This window comes from Arthrobacter rhizosphaerae (assembly GCF_023062595.1).
GTDB classification, from domain to species: Bacteria; Actinomycetota; Actinomycetes; order Actinomycetales; family Micrococcaceae; genus Arthrobacter; species Arthrobacter rhizosphaerae.
The window spans coordinates 1-16,221 of record NZ_JALLAN010000012.1; the positions used below are offsets into that span (position 1 = coordinate 1).

Sequence of the window (16,221 nt, forward strand, 5' to 3'; positions counted from 1 at the left end):
GCGGAACGGCTCCTCTACGGAGGCGACTGGCCGATGTCGATCGCCGCTGGTGGATATCGACGCGTTTTCGACTCGCTCAGCTCGATTGTGTCTGCCTGGCCAGCCCAAGCCCAAGAGCAGTTCTGGTGGGGGACGGCCGCGAGCATCTACCAGGTGTCAGAATCCAACAGAAACGGCATCGACGGTGATGTCGGCCGAGGCTATGTTAGTTGACTAAGAATCAACCTGAACGTACGAAGAGGAACCGGAGACAGCATGCAGCGTGTGGCACAAAGAATCGATCTGCCGCGATCAAACCAGGAGGAATACCTACGGCTTCACCGAGCCGTATGGCCGGAGGTAGAAGCCACCCTCACCCACGCGGGTATCCGTAACTACAGCATCTTCCTGGTCGACGAACATCTCTTTGCCTACTTCGAGGTGGACGACGCAACGTCACTCTCAGAAGCATCCGCGGCTATCGCACAGGACCCCAAGACGCAGCAGTGGTGGACACTCACCGACCCGCTGCAACGCCGCCTGGAAGGAACACCCGACGGCGAACAGTGGCTCACGCTCAAGGAAATCTGGCACCTCGACTAAAGGCCTGCCGAAAATCCGCTTTTCATCGCGGAACGGGAGTTCTCTCATCTACTAAGGTGCGGAGTCTCGGGATGGGTTCCCTCGGGCGGCTGCCGGAACAACCACTTCAACGCTCCGTATCAGGGCGCTTCCACCTCCCTGGACGACGACAATTTTGTCCGAATATTGGATCTCCTCAGAATGGGCTCGGTCCCCGCTTACTCCGTGCCGCGCTCTACGAGGCATTGGCTCTGGGGAAGTGACCGCCGCCAGCCAACAAACGAACTTCCACGGCCAAGATGGGCATAGCGACCGGCGGCGCGGAGCCTCTTCGTGCAGGTCGACCCGGCAGAGACAGGGCGGATAGAGGATATGACCGTGAACGCGGAAGCGCGCCTTGACGAAGCCCGGCAGCACCAGTGGCTAGGAGAGGTCAAGGCCCTGGAGGAAAGCCTCGTGCACCTTCGGCGCCGACGCAATGAAGTGGAAGCTTCACCGTCACCGGCCGGTGTTTCTGACGTGCGGCCTTGACGGACCTGCTGGCCAGGCCAGCGTGGCTGGTCGGGAGTACGATTGCTCGCTGGCTGCAGAGGGAAGGACAATAAGGGGTAGGACTGATGAGGCCAAATGCTGAAGGAGGGTTCGATGGATTTCTTCTTCCCGTCGTTTCTGCCTTGGGCTTTCGTAACCGGAGTGGGGCGTTGCATACGTCCTTCTCCGCGAGGACGCCGACAGAATTGACAGGCCGGCCCGGTCTGGGGCGCTCGGCGCGGCATGGCCGTCGTCGTCGTAGCGATACTGATCTTCTTGATGCTCGGCATCCCTCCTTTCTCCAGATAATTCTGCTTCCATAGCGAGAGTCGCAGTGCAGTGCCGCGCCTCGTCAGGGTCCTAGGGCCAGGCAGGTGAGTGCGCGTAAGCAAGAGCTGATTAGTGTGGCAGCAGCCAACTGATCGGTAACAGGCCGGCGGGGAGCCGATTGACAAGTGCAGTGAAGGAAACCGTCCCATTTGGGTTCGAAGAGCAGAGGACCCGGCAAAGCGCCGGCGTCCGGGATCCGCTCCACAGCCTTGGCCAAAGCCAAGGCAACAGGAGGATGCAGCCCAACAGGGATTCCCTGGTACTCCATCACAGTTCCGTTGCTTCTGCCTCCAGCCGAGCGGGTCCAAGGTTCAAACCCCTACACCAGATACGTACCCCACGGTTCCAGACTTATGCGGCCGGGGAACCTGACATCGTGGCGTGGTTCTTTTCAGCCGGGACGACACACATCTACTGTGCGATGCCGCGCTGGAGAACTTCGACCCGAACATGGCCTTTTTTGCGACGCTCCGGCCCGACGCCTTCGAGCCTGCCCTGGCCGAGATGCTGACCAAAAACAAGCAGCTGCGGGAGGTGACCGACGTGAAGTCTCTCGACTGGGAGGAAGGCGCCTACGTGATGGTGCTGGACAGCTACCGACAGGCAGTGGATATGAGGGCACGCATCCGCAGGCACTGGACCGCCAACAAGCACTTCGACCGGCTCCTGTGGGGCCACAAGCACCAGTCGGTCCTCTCAGTCAATTCCTTCCGGGCCCTGGACACGACCAGGATCCTTACCGCGAAGACCATCAACGCCGACCGGCTCGAGCGCAGGCTCGTGAAAAACTTCCCACCGGACTACCTGCTCAACCGCATCGAGGGCGGAAAGCTGAGCGCTGTACGTGGGGCATTTATCGCCACTGAGGTCAAACGTCGGCAGCTGTTGTTGAGTCGGGATTTTGAAGTGCCCGAGAACTGTAGGGGTGACTAAGCAGCAGGTCAGAAGATGCCTACTCCGACGCCACGAGGAATTGGACCGGGACTCCGTCGTGCGGATTGACGACGTCGTCGGGACCGACGCCGGGAGCGGGACCACCGAAGGGCACGTGGCGCGGATCGAGGCGTTCGTTGGCGGAGGATGAATTGGCAGAATCGCCGCATGTAAGAACGCAGTAAGTCCCTGCCTGATCAGCGCAGTGCAGGCGACTTCTGACATTCAGTGCAAGCGACTCCTGAAAATGACAGATTTTTCATGGTGGGGGAGTGGCCCAAAGTTGTAGCGGTGGGGGACCGCCTGAATCCGCCGGTCGGCTTACGGGCACCCGCGGGGAGCGACAACGCGCACCAATGTCTGAAGCCGTACCGAAAGTTGTCTCCGTGACGGGGGATTGCGGCGGCAGTTTTGGGACAACTTACGGGACAGTCACATTACTCATCCCTTGGACCGTATCGGTGGGGGAGCGGTCCCCTTAGACTGTCCCCATACCAAGGAAATGGAACACCCTGGCGGCCTTGGGAGTCGGCTGTCCTATACTCTGATTTCCTTGGGGGTGGTTCGTGGACGTTATGGCGGTGGCGGGCGGCAAGGGGACGTTGCGTTTGCACACCCACGGGTTGCTTGACCTTCTCTGGGTTCCCGGGGCAATTCTTGAAGCTGAAGATGCAGCAGAGGCGTTGGCTGCAACCATGCGCCTAAGCGCGGGGCGACGCCTTGGGCTGATTATGGAAATTGTCGGCGTCACCCTGGAAGCGGGGGCCCGCCGTCAATTACGGGCGCTGCGTTTCGTTTCAGCCGTGGCGGTGGTGGGAGCAACGGACGTTGATCGCGTCGTCGCTGCTTCCATCACGCGAGGAAACCCTTGCCCTCACGGGTTCTTCTTAGCCAGATCCGAAGCCATCGAATGGCTCCGAGGACGCCCGGCCATTTCCTGTTGATGGCCGTCACCACTGTTGTCCCGTTCAGAGGATGTCCGCTGGATGGCGATCGCGGTGACATCGTCCTGGGCGTTGCCTGATCCAACGAGCCGGGCTACTTCAGCCATTACCTTTTCTGGGGTGCCGGCGGCCCGGACCAGGGATGCGATCTCGGGCAGGGCTGCGAGGGTCCCGTCGTAGAGGTCAAGGACACCGTCGGTGACGGAGATCAGGGTGTCACCGGGATGCAGCAGGGAATGCTGTTGTTCCCAGGACCCGGGGGCGGCGATTCCCAGCGGCAGGCCGCTGGTTGCAAGCCTTTGTTCTGTGCCGTCGGCCCTGATGATGAGGGTGAGGCCGTGCCCGGCGTCGACATATTCCAAGTCACCGGTCCCCGGGTTGAGGGTGGCGTGAAGGACGGTGGCGAAGAAGCCGGTGGCGGACAGGTCTTTTTGTAGCGCCCGGGTTGCTTCATCCAGTGCTCGGGCAGGTTTGTTGCCCGAGGCTGCGTTGAAGGCCTGGCGGACGGTGGCGGCGATGATGGCTGCTCCGGCGCCTTTGCCCATGATATCGGCGAGGGTGAATTCGATGTTGCCGGAGCCGGTGGTGGTCCAGGAGTAGTAGTCTCCGCCGACACCGCGCTTGGGCAGGCAGATCCCGGCGATCTCGTATTCGGGGGACCCCGGCCGCGATGTCGGGAGCAATCCTTGTTGGACGAGGGCTGCGTGGTCCTGTTCCGCGGAGTCCTGGACTTCCCGCTCTGCCCACTGAGCCATTTCTTCCAGGAGCTCGCGTTCGCCGGGGGAGAGGTCTCGTGGTTTGGTGTCGAACAGGCATAGGGAACCGACCCGGTGCCCGTCCCCGACACTCAACGGGCGCCCGGCGTAGAAGCGGATGCCGAAGCCTCCGGTCACCTCGGGTTTCCAGGAGAAGCGGTCATCCTGGGTGGCATCGGGAACGACGAGCAGTGCCTGCTGCCGGATGGTGACGTCGCAGAAACTGTCGTTGCGGTCCACCACTGTGTGTCCGGGGACCTGGGGGGACAAAGAAAAGAGCCGGTTCTCATCCAGCAGGGTAACCGCGGCGCCCTGAACGTCGAAGAGTTCCCTGGCGAGCCTGGTGATGCGGTCAAAGCGTTCCTCGGGGGCTGAATCCATCAGGTGGAGGGCTGCGAGGGCGCGGACACGTTCACGCTCCGTCTCGTTGGATTGGTCCATGGGACAGTTGTTCATCGTCGTCTCCACACCGCTTGATCCCCCTGAAGCAGCCGGTCGCTCTCCTCGTTGTGGACAGCCACGGACCCGCAACACTGTTTGACAAATGTAGCAGGGGACGTGACAGGTGTGACTGAGTCTCCGGCTGGTTGGTCCTCAGGGGTCATCCCACTAGTTGCCGGTGTCCTGCCGTTTGTAACTGAGGAGATCCAGGGGCCTTGGCGATGGTTGCTCAGACCTTTTCGGGGAGCGGCCGGGACCGGGAAGAGGAAAGTATGTTTTGCGTCTTGCCAAGCTGTTGCTAAGCAGCCTTAGTATTGTATGTGGCCGAGGGTCTTTAGAGGGGGAATCCCTGGCGCGCGCGTGGCTTCGCGGGCGTACCCGGTCCGCATGGGCAGCGGTGCCCGAGCCAACGTCGCTGAATCTGGGAAACACCGGTCGCGCCTTTGGGGAGCGGTCCGGCACCATGCGGGCGGTGAAGCCTCTCTGACCCGCACAACTAACGCCAGAAATGAAGCATCCAAGGAGACATCATGTTTGCCAAGGAGAATATTGACCGTCTGCTGAATGCGGGCGGGAACGTCCTGGGCGCCGAGGGGGAGAAGATCGGTTCCGTCGGCCAGGTATACGTCGACGATGAGAACGGCGAGCCGACCTGGGTGACAGTAAAAACCGGACTGTTCGGAACCTCGGAATCGTTCGTACCGCTTGAAGGTGCACGCACTGAAGGCAACGACATCGTCGTCCCGTACGGCAAGGACAAGGTCAAAGACGCGCCCCGGATTGAATCCGATGGGCATCTCGAGCCCGCGGAAGAAGACCGGCTTTATGCCTACTACGGGATTGGCCGCGGGACCCGCACGGATGCCACGCGTGGTGCCGGGATGGATTCCTCCGATGACCGGATGGATACGGTCGGGCGGGACACCTCGGGGCAGATGACCGATGATGCGATGACCCGGTCCGAGGAACGGCTGAACGTGGGCACCGAACGGCAGGAAGCCGGGCGGGCCAGGTTGCGTAAGTACGTCACCACCGAAAACGTCACACAGACCGTCCCGGTCGAGCGTGAGGAAGTCCGCATCGAACGCGAACCCATCACGGACGAAAACCGGGGCGCGGCGATGTCCGGACCCGATATCAGCGAGGACGAACACGAAGTGACTCTCCATGAGGAGCGTCCGGTGGTGGAGAAGGAGACCGTACCGGTTGAACGGGTCCGACTCGATAAGGACACCGTGACCGAAAACGTCACCGTTGACGAGGACGTGCGGAAGGAACGGATCGAAACCGACGGGACGGACGACACCCGACGATAGCCCGGAAGATCACGAATCCATGGTTACAGCGCCTTCTTTTCGGAACCCGGGGGTCTTGATCCGTCAAAGGATGGCAGGTAGTGATCTAAGTATCTTCACTAACTGAATTGACCGTCTCCCGTAGGCGCGTCATGCCGGCAGGTGGGGTGGCACGAGTGGCTCTGGTACTACCGGGGCCACTCTGTCGTGTAAACGGGCCTGCGGTTCGGCAGGAGTCACGCCCTGGCGGGGCCAAGGAGGTCCCAGTGTTGGCGTCCACGGCGATGCTCAAGCCAGGTCGCAGGCAGAGAGAGTAAAAGGGTTCGTCCGGTTGAGGCCTACCGGTCCACGGGACGGGTTCGGTCCCTCTGACGGCGTAAGCATCCAAAAGCCAATGGGAGGACCGGTTTCAGTGCATTACGAGAATCTCGGCAGAGACCTCTCGCCACAGCGGTTGATGCGTGTTGTGATGGCTGGAGGTATCCACGGGTCGTCCCCTTCAACGGAGTAATGGTGAGGAACAAGAAGCACAACCTCGGAACGCATGACCTTCCCGGCCTGCCGGACGCGATCCTCTTGATTAGTGTGTTCTCGTCGGTGGCGAAATCCTTGCGGGAGACAGGGGAGGCTGTCCGCCGGTTGGACAGGACGTTGGTCCCACGTGGTGGCGGCCGGCCGGTGGGCACCGCGGACGTTGTCTTTGGCGGCCTGTCTGGTGCTGCCAATAAAAGCAGGCTCTGGTTCGCGGTGGCAGGGGTGATGGCTCTGCGAAAGGGCCGGGCACGACGGGCCGCAGCGCATGGCCTGATCGCGCTCACGGCGGCTTCGACGATGAACGCGGTACTCAAGAGAATGCTGCCGTCCCGGCCGAGGCCGGAGCATCTGGGTTTTCTCCGGTTCGCCCATCCTGAATCGGATAGTTCCTCACTGCCCTCTGGCCATTCGGGCGTCCGCCTCTGCTTTCCTCACCGGCGTGGCCTTGGTAAGTCCGGGATGGGGTGCAGCCGTTCTTCCGGTCGCTGCGGGTGTGGCCTACTCCCGTGTGCACACCGGCGCGCACTGGCCCTCGGATGTCCTGCTTGGTTCGGGAGTCGGTGTTCTAGCAGCGGTACTGACAAAAGGCTGGGGGCCCGACTGAACAGTCTCAGCGGGTTTTTGAAGCTCCTGGGTAAGAACGCATCCAGGAGATCCACCGATGGGTCCATTGGATTGGTCCGCGCCGCACGGAGGCCGACGGCTGGTGCAGCACCAGCTGCGGTTATCCCGCTTCCCATCGCGTCCCATATGCAAGGAAGTGGGATGCCCGAGGCGGAGACGATGGGGCGGTTCCCCGGGTGGGTTGTGCAGAGCCTTCGTTCCGGACTGGGTGTTCTGCTGGCTCGTTCTTCAACTTAGGCGTATCGCCGTGGGCTGGCTCTGTACGTTCTAGAAGTCGTTGTCGTTGTCTGTTTCGGCGTAGGTGGTGGTTGCTGAGGTGTTGCCGGCAAGGTCGAGGATGGTGGAGCCGGGTGTCCAGCTTGCGTTGGCGGCCGCGGCTGCGGGGGTGCTGATTCTTGTGGGGTGGCTGGGTGTGCCGAGGGTGATGGTCATGCTGGAGCCGTTCATGGTAATGGTCGATGGTGTTCCGGTGGCTCCGAAGGTCACGGCGCCGGTGATGTAGTCGGTCCTGTTCAGGTTCAGGGTGCCCAGCGGCAGGAGAGTGGTGTTGGTGGCGTTGTAGACGGTGAGCCGGTCCTTGCTGCCCCCGTTGCCTGCGCCGCGGACGACGACGTTGGTGGTGGTTCCGGTCCATCCGGTGATGATTGAGCCCGGCGAGACGGGTTCGGAGAAGGTCAGGGTGAAGGTATCTCCGGTGTCGAGTTTGCGCACGGTGCCGCTGGTGGTGTTGGTCGTCGTCAGCCCGGCCGCGGCCGGTTTTGTGCGGTCGATGACGTAGGTCGTGCTGGTGGTGCGCGCGTTACCGATGGTGTCGGTGGCGCGGACGGTCAGGGTGTAGCTGCCGTCGCTTGGGAAGGTAGTAGCGGCCAGGGGAAGGTTCCAGGAGGTGGTGCCGTTGGCCGTGGTCCAGGCCGGGGTGGCCGAGCTGAACGTTCCGCTGGAGAGGTAGAGTCCGGTGCTGGCGCGTTGGATGCTGATCTCGACGCGGGCAACGCCGGCTAGTGAGTCAGCGGTCGTGCCACAGATGTCCCCGGTACCTGCGACGCAACCGGCGTCGTAGGTGGTGCTGCTGTATCGGCCATCCGCGACGGGGAAGGTGGCGCCGATGGTGGGCGCGGTAGCGTCGACCGTCCAGGTCCGGTCGGTGGAGGCGCCGGTGTTGCCGGCGGCGTCGATAGCGCGGACCGCGAAGGTGTGCGACCCATCGGCCAGGGCCTCGTATGCCGTTGGGCTGGCGCATGCCGCCCAGGTGCCTGCGTCGAGCTGGCACTCGAACCGGGCATCTGTCTCTCCGGTGAAGGTGAAGGTGGCGGCGCTGGACGTTGTGCCGGTCGGCCCGCTGGTGATGGTTGGTGCGGCCGGAGGGGTGCGGTCGAAGGTGATGGTGATTGTGTCGAGTGAGGTCAGGCCGGCACCGTCGGTGGCGCGGGCGCGTACCGTGTAGCTATCCTCGCCCGGGAATGATCCGGCGGGCATGCCGTAGGACCAGGAGGTGGATCCGGTCACAGGCAGGTGGACCTCGGTGGGGCTGTTGAAGCTGGTGCCGTCCCAGTAGAGCTGAGTGGAGGCGCGTTGGATGCTGATGCCGACGGCGGCCAGGTTGCCCTGGGGGTCCGATGCGGTGCCGCAGATGTCACCGGCGGGTGTGCCGCAGCCGGTGTTGTATCCGGTGTCGGTGTAGGTGCGCCCGCCGGAGGGTGAACTGATGCTGACGCTCGGAATGCCGGTGTCCACGGTCCAGCTGTAAGAGGCCGGGGCGCTGGTGTTTCCGCCAGCGTCCGTGGTACGCACGGCGAAGGTGTGCGGGCCGGCATCCAGTCCTGTATAGGAGACCGGGGCGGTACAGGTGCTCCAGGTTCCGGAATCGATCCGGCATTCCGATACGGTGCCGGTCTCGGCGGTGGTGAAGTCGAACTGGGCGGAGGGCCCGGCCGGGTCCTGCGGGGCCTGGACGATGACCGGCGAGCTGGGTGCGGTGGTGTCCACGGTCAGGGTGACCGAACCGGTCGTGGTGTTCCCGGCGTTGTCCGTGGCACGCCATCGGACGGTGTAGGCTCCGTCGCCGGGGAAGGCGGCGCTGTCGAAGGGGTAGGTCCAGGATGTAGTTCCGGTGGCTGTCTGCCAGGTTTCGGACGCGGCCGCGAAGGCGGTGCCGTCCCAGTAGCTGTTGCTGGCTGCCCGGCGGATGCTGACCGCCACGTTGGCCAGTCCGCTGCGGGCATCACTCGCGGTCCCGCAGATGTCCCCTCCCTCTGCTGTGCCGCACCCGGCGGTCCAGCCGGCGCCGTTGTAGCTGCCGGTGGTGGGGAAGCTCATCGCCGCGGTCGGGGCGTTCGCGTCGGCCGTCCAAGTGCGGGATGTGGATCCGCTGGTGTTTCCGGCCGGGTCCACTGCACGGACCGCGACCGTGTGGGAACCGTCTATGAGGGGGTCGTACCGTTTCGGGCTCACACAGGGCGACCACGACCCGGAATCGAGGCTGCACTCGAACGTTGCGGTCGGATCGGCGGTGGTGAACTCGATGCTCACCGCCGGTCCGCTCATGGCCGGTGGTGCTGTGGTGAATGTCGGGGCTGCCGGGGCTGTGCGGTCAATGGTGAAGGTTCGGGTGTCGTAGCCGAGGTTGATTCCGTCGCTGGCCCGTGCCCGCAGGGTGTAGTCGCCCTCGCTCAGGGAGGCCGATGCGATGGCGTAGGTCCAGTCTGCGCTGAGCAGTGATGACGTCTGCCAGGTCTCGGTGCCGGAGGAGAAGTTCAGCCCATTCCAGTACAGGCCGCTGCTGCCCTGGCGCAGGCTTACCGAGACGGACGCGACAGCGGTGTCGTCTTCGGCGCTGCCGCACACATCGCTGGTGGCGGCGGTGCCGCAGGCGGCCGTGAATCCGGCGTCGTTGTAGGACCTGCCGGCCGCGGGGGAACCGATGCTGACGGTGGGAATCGAGAGGTTCACCGTCCACGTGTACGCCGTGACGGCGCTGACGTTGCCCACCGTGTCAGTGGCCCGGGCCTGGAAAGTGTGCGATCCGCTGGCCAGTTCCGTGTAGCCGACCGGGCTGTCGCAGGGAGCAAAGGCCGCAGCGTCGAGCCGGCACTCCACCATCGCAGTTGTTTCGGACTCGGTGAAGGCGAAGGTGGCGCTGTCCCCACCCGGGTTGGTGGGGGTCTGGGTCAGCACCGGGGCAGGAGGCGCCGTGCCATCGACGACCACGGCGGCCGCGGCCGTGTCGCCGGTGGGTGAGGCCACAGCATATATCGTGTGGGCGCCGTCGCCGGTACCGGACGGCATTAGGACCGTGACCGCGCCACCGCCACCGGAGGGGACCGTGGCGGGTGTGGCGTTCCCTGCCAGCGTGCCGGTCAGTTCGGTGCCCGTGGGGCTGTCCAGACGGAAGCGCAGCGTCTCACCGGTCAGGAACCCGCTGGCTGTGCCCGTCAGGGAGGTGCCGGGCTTCACGCGGGTCGAGGACAGTGCCAGGACCGGTGCTGCGACCGTGACCGGACTACTCTTGACGCTTTCGGAGCCACGCCAGTTCATGGCAAGCACGGGTGTTACCGTGTAGACCCAGTTCCCGGCAGGCACGCCGGTTTCCACGCAGCTGGTAACAGCCAGCGTGCCCGCGCAACCGGACCCGATGGTCTGCTCGGCCAAGGTCCCCGCCTCGTAGCGTTTGATGACGTAACCGTCCACCGCTGCCCCGCTGGAGAGCGTGCTCGCGGCCCAGCTGACGGTGACATTCTTGCCCGACACGGAGGCCTCAGGTGTCGCGACCTGGTTGAGCAATGCGCTCATCGATGCGCCGTTGCTTCCGGGAGTGGCTGTGGTGCTCCAGTACGCCCACGCCGCGCCGCCCAGGGCGGCGCCGATACCCATCAGCGCCGCGAGCAGGCAGGCCAGCACCGTCCGGGTGCCGCGGTTCATGAACCGAGCGCTGTTCATGAGCCGACCGCCAGATAGACCGTGATCCGGGCGCCCTGGCAGGCGTCAGCCGCGTCCAGGCCCATCGACAGCGCATTGACCAGCCTGATCGTGAGCGAACCCTCAACGCTCCCGGACTTGGCCGGGACCGTCCAGCCGGCTCCGGCGTTGCCCTGCGCCGTGTAGTCCAGGGACGCCACACCACACGCGGGGTGGGCCGGATCTACCGCGAACCCGCCCGTGCCCTGCCCGGTGTCCAGCACCAGCGAGCCAAGGCGCACCGGAGACGTGTTCGGGTTGCTCACGGTGAGCAGCACGTCGGAGCTGCCGCCGGGGAACAGGTTCGCGGTCGGTGTTCCGGGGCTGAGCGTCACGGGCACGGTAGCGCCCGTACCCGCGATGCCTGCCCCGCCCCCGGAATCACTCCATATCGCCGCAGCGGTGCCTCCTGCGGCGAGGAAGAGCACCACCCACCCGATAACGAGGATGCCCCGGGTAGGTGAAGGGAGCCTGGCACTCATCATTCACCGGACCCGGTGGCGGTGTAGGCAAGTTCGAGGGAGGCGCCCTTGCAGCTGTCCTGGTTCACGGAATCGTTCACCAATCCCACGCGCGGCCAATCCTCCCGCGGCAGGCCCAGGCCGCTGAGCGTCCCGGTCCCGCGGGCAGGGATCGTGATCCTCGTCTCCGGCGGCAACTGCTGCACGGTGTAATCGCTGATACTGCAGGGCCTCGTGGCGGGGGCTTGCGGTGCCGTGACCTTAAGGACACGGACCCGCACCCCGCTGACCGTGAAGGGAAGGCCTTCCGGGTTTGTGAACTCCAGATCGATGGCCGCACTCTTGCCCGGCACGATCGCCTCCACTGCGTCACCGGAGATGGTGAACGAGGCCCGCCCCGCCACCGAAGGACCGCCGTCCGGGCCGTCCTCGCCGGTGGACTTGATCAGGAGCACAACGATGACCGTCCCGAGCAGCGCCATCGCACCGCCAAGGATCAGGTACCTAGGCGTACCGTTCGTCATCGGGAACTCCGGGGCAAAGGGCAGCCACCCGCCCCATCAGTTCAGGGGCGGGAGCGACGCGCGGCTTAGCTGTTGTTGGCGACATATGCGATGGACACAACAGCGTCCTTGCATGCGTCCTGGTTGACTGCCGGTTTGTTGTTGAACGCAATCGTCAGGCCAGACCAAGACCCCACGCCGGTGCCCGCCGGCACCTCGGCGTTGACCGTGGCGGAACCGGCAATGGTGTAGTCGGTCGGACCGCAACCGGTCTTGTCGGTGCCCGTAACCGTGGCAGTGACCGTGGTCACGTAAGTCGGGCTCGAGTTCGGGTTGTCGAAGTTCTCGCTCAGCGTCTGGGCCGGAACTCCCGGCGCGATGCCGGTGATGGTGCTGGTCTGGTTGACCACAATGGTCGTGTTCGTTCCGGTCGTCGCCTCACCGGTACCGGATCCCGTATTCGTTCAGTAAGCGAAAGCCGCACCGCCGCCGAGGAGTACGGCGGCAACGGACGCAATGGCTACAGTCCTCTTCTTCAGTTTGCGCATGACAATCAATCCCAATCACAATTTGGCCGTGCATGAAGCAACGGACGGTCCGCCCCCCGCGATTCGTTGGGCAGTGTCAGTGGGCTAATTAGCAATTTCCCCCCCACCATGTACAAGTATGCCGTGTCAAGCGGGCACAGTCGCCATTAATCTTGCTGAATTTGTCAAGCAATCTTGCTGAGATGGTCACGCGATTCAATCGCGAGTTGAAACTTGTGGCTTCATCTTGATAAGCCATCCGAAATGCTCAGACAGTGCGCCTCTGCGGAATCAATGGCCAGTGACAGCGCCGGGGATCATAAAAACCGCGATTCGACGGCTTCAGATGGTTGCAGGATCCTATCCAGTTTCGTCAACTGAAGCACCGTCTTGACCTGCGTGCCGGCCCCGACGATCCGGAGATTACCGCCAGCGGCACGGGCCGTTTTTAGCCCGGAAATGAGTGCCCGGAGACCGGTGGAGTCGATGAAATCAGTCCCCGTCAGATCCACCACAAGCCGGGAGCGTCCGTCTTGGCCGATGATCCCGGCTAACACGTCCTGGAGTTTCGGGGCGGAGATCAGGTTCAGGCGCCCGCTGGTCCGAATTAGGGTTTCGTTGTGGCCGGACAGTTCGACGTCAATCTCCATACTGATCGATTCTTCCCTTTATCCGTCTACTGAAAACAATGTCCAGACCATGATTACAGCCTCTGCACGTCAAATGCCGGCACTAAAAGAAATCCTCTGACAATCCTTCGTAAAAACAGGTATATCTGCCCGCTATCCTGAGCGCATATTGGGAAACTGTGGCCCAGGCGAGCACCATTTCTGTGGGATCCTGCAAACCTCCGGGGTCGAATGCTCAATCTTGGACGACCACATATTCCACGTTGACTGCGCTCCATACCAGCAGGTCTATTCACGGACGAGAGGGCACGAATCGGAAAAGCCCAGGCAATGACTCAGTCTCATCAGCAGCGTAGATGTCGGCCGGACAGGGCCCGGACCGTGCACATGCGCTCAGTTGACATAGTCCAGTGAATATAACCGTCCCACTTCGGTTCATACCGACTGCCTCCCGGTAAGGCCCCCTCTGCCGGGATGGAATCAACGGCTTTCGCCAGCGCCAGAGACACGGGCGGGCGCAGCGTATCCGGCACGTCCTCAGTCATACCGTCCACGCTACAGGCCCTGTTAGAACGGTTGGCCGCAGCGCGGGGCACCGAAGAAGGAAGATCCGCTACGGCTTAAAGGCAAGCGTGACGCATAGGCTGACGAGCATGGACGAATACCTCGAAGTGCAGGGGCACCGCGCATACGTTGGCACGACCTCTGAGGGGGAAGCCGCTGTGGGCCGGATAGCTATTTGGGCCGCGTCCGTGGAACAGAACCTTGCTGACCTGTGCGCGTCATTGATCAACAGCGACTCTGAAGTTGGTTATGCCGTCACTGCAAATATGAGCGCCTCGCAGATGATCCAGCTTTCCAGGAGACTGATGACTGACTCGAAGACGGCCAGTGACAAGGATAGGGCGGAAGTCCAAGCTTTGCTCATAGAAGCGAAAGCAGCCCTAGAGCAACGCAATAAGATCCTGCATGCGACCGTGGGGGAGCTGATGTTCGGAGGTAAGACAGCCTTCTTCAACCGGCGAAAAAAGGGGCACGCAACGCCTGCACAGCAGCCGCATTGGGAGACCACTTTGCATGGAGTGGAAGAGCTTGACGAGATTGGCGCACGGCTTTTCCGAGTGGCAGAGGACCTTTGGGGGCACGTCCATTTGCCGCCTGACTAGCCCCCGCTGATGCCCAGCTTTGCATCACAGCAGCGAGGGGTTCGGCCGACTTCGGGGTGTCAGGCGGCGACCGATCCGGTGTCCGTGATGGCCGTCAGCAGCCATTTCTCCGACAGCGGATCGCGGCGCACTTCGAAGGTGCGTAGCGCCGAGGTCGAGGTCAGACGCACTTGCACCTGCCAGTGTTCGACGCTGACCAGGTCCCCACAGCCGACCTGGGCCCGCTTGGCGGTGTTCCACCAGTCCGCGCGGGTAAACCAGCGCACCGGCTCCGCGGCGACGGCCCAAATCCGGCCGTCATACCTGACGGCCAGGGGAGTGCCTGCCGCGGTGAACCGGACCTGCACCGGCACATCCAAGGGTTTGTCACTTGCTGTTCTTGCCACTGGTCCGCTCTCCCAAATTCCGGTTCATCATTTCCTCCCGGCGGGTGACCGCCGAACTCCATACCCACGTCCGGTAAGTGACCGGCCCGTCCTTCCACATCACTTCCGCTGCCTTCGCTGTCCAGGCGAACACTTCGCCATCCACCAGCTCCGCGCAGTTCGGGAACCGGATCCACGCCTTCACCGGGATCCCCGGATACCCGTTCTTGGCCGGGAAGTGCTCGAAATCGAGCTCTTCCACCGTCAAGCCAATCGGGCCGGCTCGGCGCGCGTACCGCGCCTGCAGCTGGCTCGCTTGCTCCGGTCCCATAACACAACCTTAGAACATATATTCCCATTAGCTTTAGGTGTGTTGTATGCCTCTGAACTGCGCGTATACCTTCTGGACACCTGTCCGTGACACAGGAAACTCCTGATACAAGGCCGTGGCGCTCCGCACAGCCATTCACCTTCGTATTTATGGAGGCTAGAGGGGCGGTCAGACATTTTTTGACGCCAGCCCCAGCTGAAGACGATAGGCGCAAGGAACGGGATGAAATCAAATCGACACTAGAGGTGTGCCGGGGTGTGTCCCATTGCAGATGTCCCGGTTCTAAGGAAATGGGACACCGCCAACAGCCAGGATCCGCATCATGCACACGGAAACCAGAACCATCACCGGCGAAGCCTGCGACTACCCAACAGCGAAATCCCAGATCGAAGCCCAGGTACCGAAGGCTGGCTTATCCTCCGGATCCTCAACAACCCCTGAACCTTTCGCGCGCTTATCAACAGCGGCGGCCGGGTTGACTTGCTGGCTGTAGGTGAAGGTTATCGTGTCGCCGATATCGAGTACCGAGCCTCTGGAAAATGAGTACTGGCTACTCGTGCAGGTAGCAGTGCCGGGACTGTTAACTGAGGCCATGGAATACCCCTCCCCACCAGTCAGTACGGGTCGGATGGGGCATGCCCTTTTGCCGGGCGCTGGACCGGGGTATCGGACCTCCCGGCCCGATACCTCAAGCGCTCGACTTCCAGGAGCCGTTGCTTGCGAGAGAACGTGCTCCTTGTTCATGTTTTCTTTTTTGATAGGAAGGAAAAGCAATGGCTTGGATCAGGAGATCAGTCTTAGCTGGTGCCATTTTGTTCGCGGGAATACTCGGCTTCGCTCCGGCAGCCTCTGCGACTATTCACCCGATAGTCGAGTCCGCTGATTGTGCCAACGTCCAGGGTGACGCGCATCATCCCCTCGGCGATGTTGCCGACCCGATCGGAGCCACGCCAGGCGTGGGGAGCCATTCCGATAAGAGTAGTCTGCGGGCAGTGATTGTGATTACGGACGGGTTCACGGACCTCACGAGCCCGGCAGTGTTCGGCCATAAACTCGACGGAGTGTGCGGCAAAGTGGGGCAGTAAGTCTGGACCATGCGCCGACGAAGGACGATGAAGAGAATAGCTTTATCCCGGTGCTTCAGTAGCCACCGGCACCCGTTTTGCGAGGTGGCTCGTCTCAAAAGAGGTGGGCGACTGCTTGCGGGTTGAGGCAAGGGTTGTGGAACAGCATGCTTCGTCTTCGGACGAGTGACGTGAAGTGATTGAGTCGGAGGCCTCGCCCGCGCCCAGGTGACGAGGCCCCCTTCTTGCAACTGTCAGCCCTATGATGTGCTG

Annotated in this window: 18 protein-coding genes and 1 pseudogene; 10 read left to right on the forward strand and 9 right to left on the reverse strand. The window is 62.8% G+C overall.

The window, feature by feature from the left end; translation table 11 throughout:
- The 6 genes and pseudogenes from MU551_RS15795 to MU551_RS15820 all read left to right on the forward strand — a co-directional run.
- A pseudogene (locus MU551_RS15795) lies at positions 1-213 on the forward strand (hypothetical protein); the annotation flags it as partial.
- A gap of 51 nt (positions 214-264) precedes the next feature.
- Complete coding sequence (locus MU551_RS15800; protein WP_247046213.1) at positions 265-582, forward strand: L-rhamnose mutarotase; 318 nt, start codon at positions 265-267, stop codon at positions 580-582.
- A 357-nt stretch (positions 583-939) separates the two neighbouring features.
- Positions 940-1,092, forward strand: coding sequence for a hypothetical protein (locus MU551_RS15805; RefSeq protein WP_247046214.1), 153 nt, complete (start codon positions 940-942; stop codon positions 1,090-1,092).
- A gap of 711 nt (positions 1,093-1,803) precedes the next feature.
- Entirely contained in the window at positions 1,804-2,355 is a 552-nt protein-coding gene (locus MU551_RS15810) for a hypothetical protein (protein ID WP_247046215.1), read from the forward strand.
- On the forward strand, positions 2,348-2,506 hold the full coding sequence (locus MU551_RS15815; protein ID WP_247046216.1) for a hypothetical protein: 159 nt from the start codon (positions 2,348-2,350) through the stop codon (positions 2,504-2,506). The genes MU551_RS15810 and MU551_RS15815 overlap by 8 nt, the downstream gene beginning before the upstream one ends.
- 415 nt (positions 2,507-2,921) lie before the next feature.
- Positions 2,922-3,299, forward strand: coding sequence for an STAS/SEC14 domain-containing protein (locus MU551_RS15820; RefSeq protein WP_247046217.1), 378 nt, complete (start codon positions 2,922-2,924; stop codon positions 3,297-3,299).
- On the opposite strand, the gene MU551_RS15825 is transcribed toward MU551_RS15820, so the two are convergent.
- A complete protein-coding gene (locus MU551_RS15825; protein WP_247046218.1) occupies positions 3,230-4,495 on the reverse strand; it encodes a PP2C family protein-serine/threonine phosphatase in 1,266 nt (421 codons plus the stop codon). The two genes, MU551_RS15820 and MU551_RS15825, sit on opposite strands and share 70 nt — an antisense overlap.
- 530 nt (positions 4,496-5,025) lie before the next feature.
- On the opposite strand from MU551_RS15825, the gene MU551_RS15830 reads away from it, so the two are divergent.
- Positions 5,026-5,811 (forward strand): DUF2382 domain-containing protein, encoded by a 786-nt coding sequence (locus MU551_RS15830; protein WP_247046219.1) that lies wholly within the window; start codon positions 5,026-5,028, stop codon positions 5,809-5,811.
- A 952-nt stretch (positions 5,812-6,763) separates the two neighbouring features.
- Entirely contained in the window at positions 6,764-6,928 is a 165-nt protein-coding gene (locus MU551_RS15835) for a phosphatase PAP2 family protein (protein ID WP_247046220.1), read from the forward strand.
- Positions 6,929-7,215: 287 nt separating this feature from the next.
- Here the strand turns inward: MU551_RS15835 and MU551_RS15840 are convergent, their stop codons facing one another.
- From MU551_RS15840 to MU551_RS15860, 5 genes are all read right to left on the reverse strand, one after another.
- Positions 7,216-10,866 (reverse strand): Ig-like domain repeat protein, encoded by a 3,651-nt coding sequence (locus MU551_RS15840; protein ID WP_247046221.1) that lies wholly within the window; start codon positions 10,864-10,866, stop codon positions 7,216-7,218.
- Positions 10,867-10,880: 14 nt separating this feature from the next.
- Entirely contained in the window at positions 10,881-11,387 is a 507-nt protein-coding gene (locus MU551_RS15845) for a hypothetical protein (RefSeq protein ID WP_247046222.1), read from the reverse strand.
- On the reverse strand, positions 11,384-11,887 hold the full coding sequence (locus MU551_RS15850) for a hypothetical protein (protein ID WP_247046223.1): 504 nt from the start codon (positions 11,885-11,887) through the stop codon (positions 11,384-11,386). The genes MU551_RS15845 and MU551_RS15850 overlap by 4 nt, the downstream gene beginning before the upstream one ends.
- A 65-nt stretch (positions 11,888-11,952) precedes the next feature.
- Positions 11,953-12,276 (reverse strand): hypothetical protein, encoded by a 324-nt coding sequence (locus tag MU551_RS15855; RefSeq protein WP_247046224.1) that lies wholly within the window; start codon positions 12,274-12,276, stop codon positions 11,953-11,955.
- A 434-nt stretch (positions 12,277-12,710) separates the two neighbouring features.
- The gene (locus tag MU551_RS15860) at positions 12,711-13,043 is read right to left on the reverse strand and encodes an STAS domain-containing protein (protein ID WP_247046225.1); all 333 of its coding nucleotides are present in this window, start codon (positions 13,041-13,043) and stop codon (positions 12,711-12,713) included.
- Positions 13,044-13,675: 632 nt separating this feature from the next.
- Between MU551_RS15860 and MU551_RS15865 the strand changes: the two genes are divergently transcribed.
- The gene (locus tag MU551_RS15865) at positions 13,676-14,188 is read left to right on the forward strand and encodes a hypothetical protein (RefSeq protein WP_247046226.1); all 513 of its coding nucleotides are present in this window, start codon (positions 13,676-13,678) and stop codon (positions 14,186-14,188) included.
- Positions 14,189-14,247: 59 nt separating this feature from the next.
- Here the strand turns inward: MU551_RS15865 and MU551_RS15870 are convergent, their stop codons facing one another.
- The 3 genes from MU551_RS15870 to MU551_RS15880 all read right to left on the reverse strand — a co-directional run bounded on the left by MU551_RS15870 (position 14,248) and on the right by MU551_RS15880 (position 15,478).
- Entirely contained in the window at positions 14,248-14,574 is a 327-nt protein-coding gene (locus MU551_RS15870; RefSeq protein ID WP_247046227.1) for a hypothetical protein, read from the reverse strand.
- Positions 14,555-14,884 carry a hypothetical protein gene (locus tag MU551_RS15875; protein WP_247046228.1) on the reverse strand — a complete coding sequence of 110 codons (330 nt, stop codon included), beginning with the start codon at positions 14,882-14,884 and terminating at the stop codon, positions 14,555-14,557. The genes MU551_RS15870 and MU551_RS15875 overlap by 20 nt, the downstream gene beginning before the upstream one ends.
- A 363-nt stretch (positions 14,885-15,247) precedes the next feature.
- A complete protein-coding gene (locus MU551_RS15880; RefSeq protein ID WP_247046229.1) occupies positions 15,248-15,478 on the reverse strand; it encodes a hypothetical protein in 231 nt (76 codons plus the stop codon).
- 179 nt (positions 15,479-15,657) lie between these two features.
- Here MU551_RS15880 and MU551_RS15885 point away from each other — a divergent pair, with 179 nt between their 5' ends.
- Entirely contained in the window at positions 15,658-15,969 is a 312-nt protein-coding gene (locus MU551_RS15885; protein ID WP_247046230.1) for a hypothetical protein, read from the forward strand.
- The last annotated feature ends 252 nt before the right edge of the window (positions 15,970-16,221 follow it).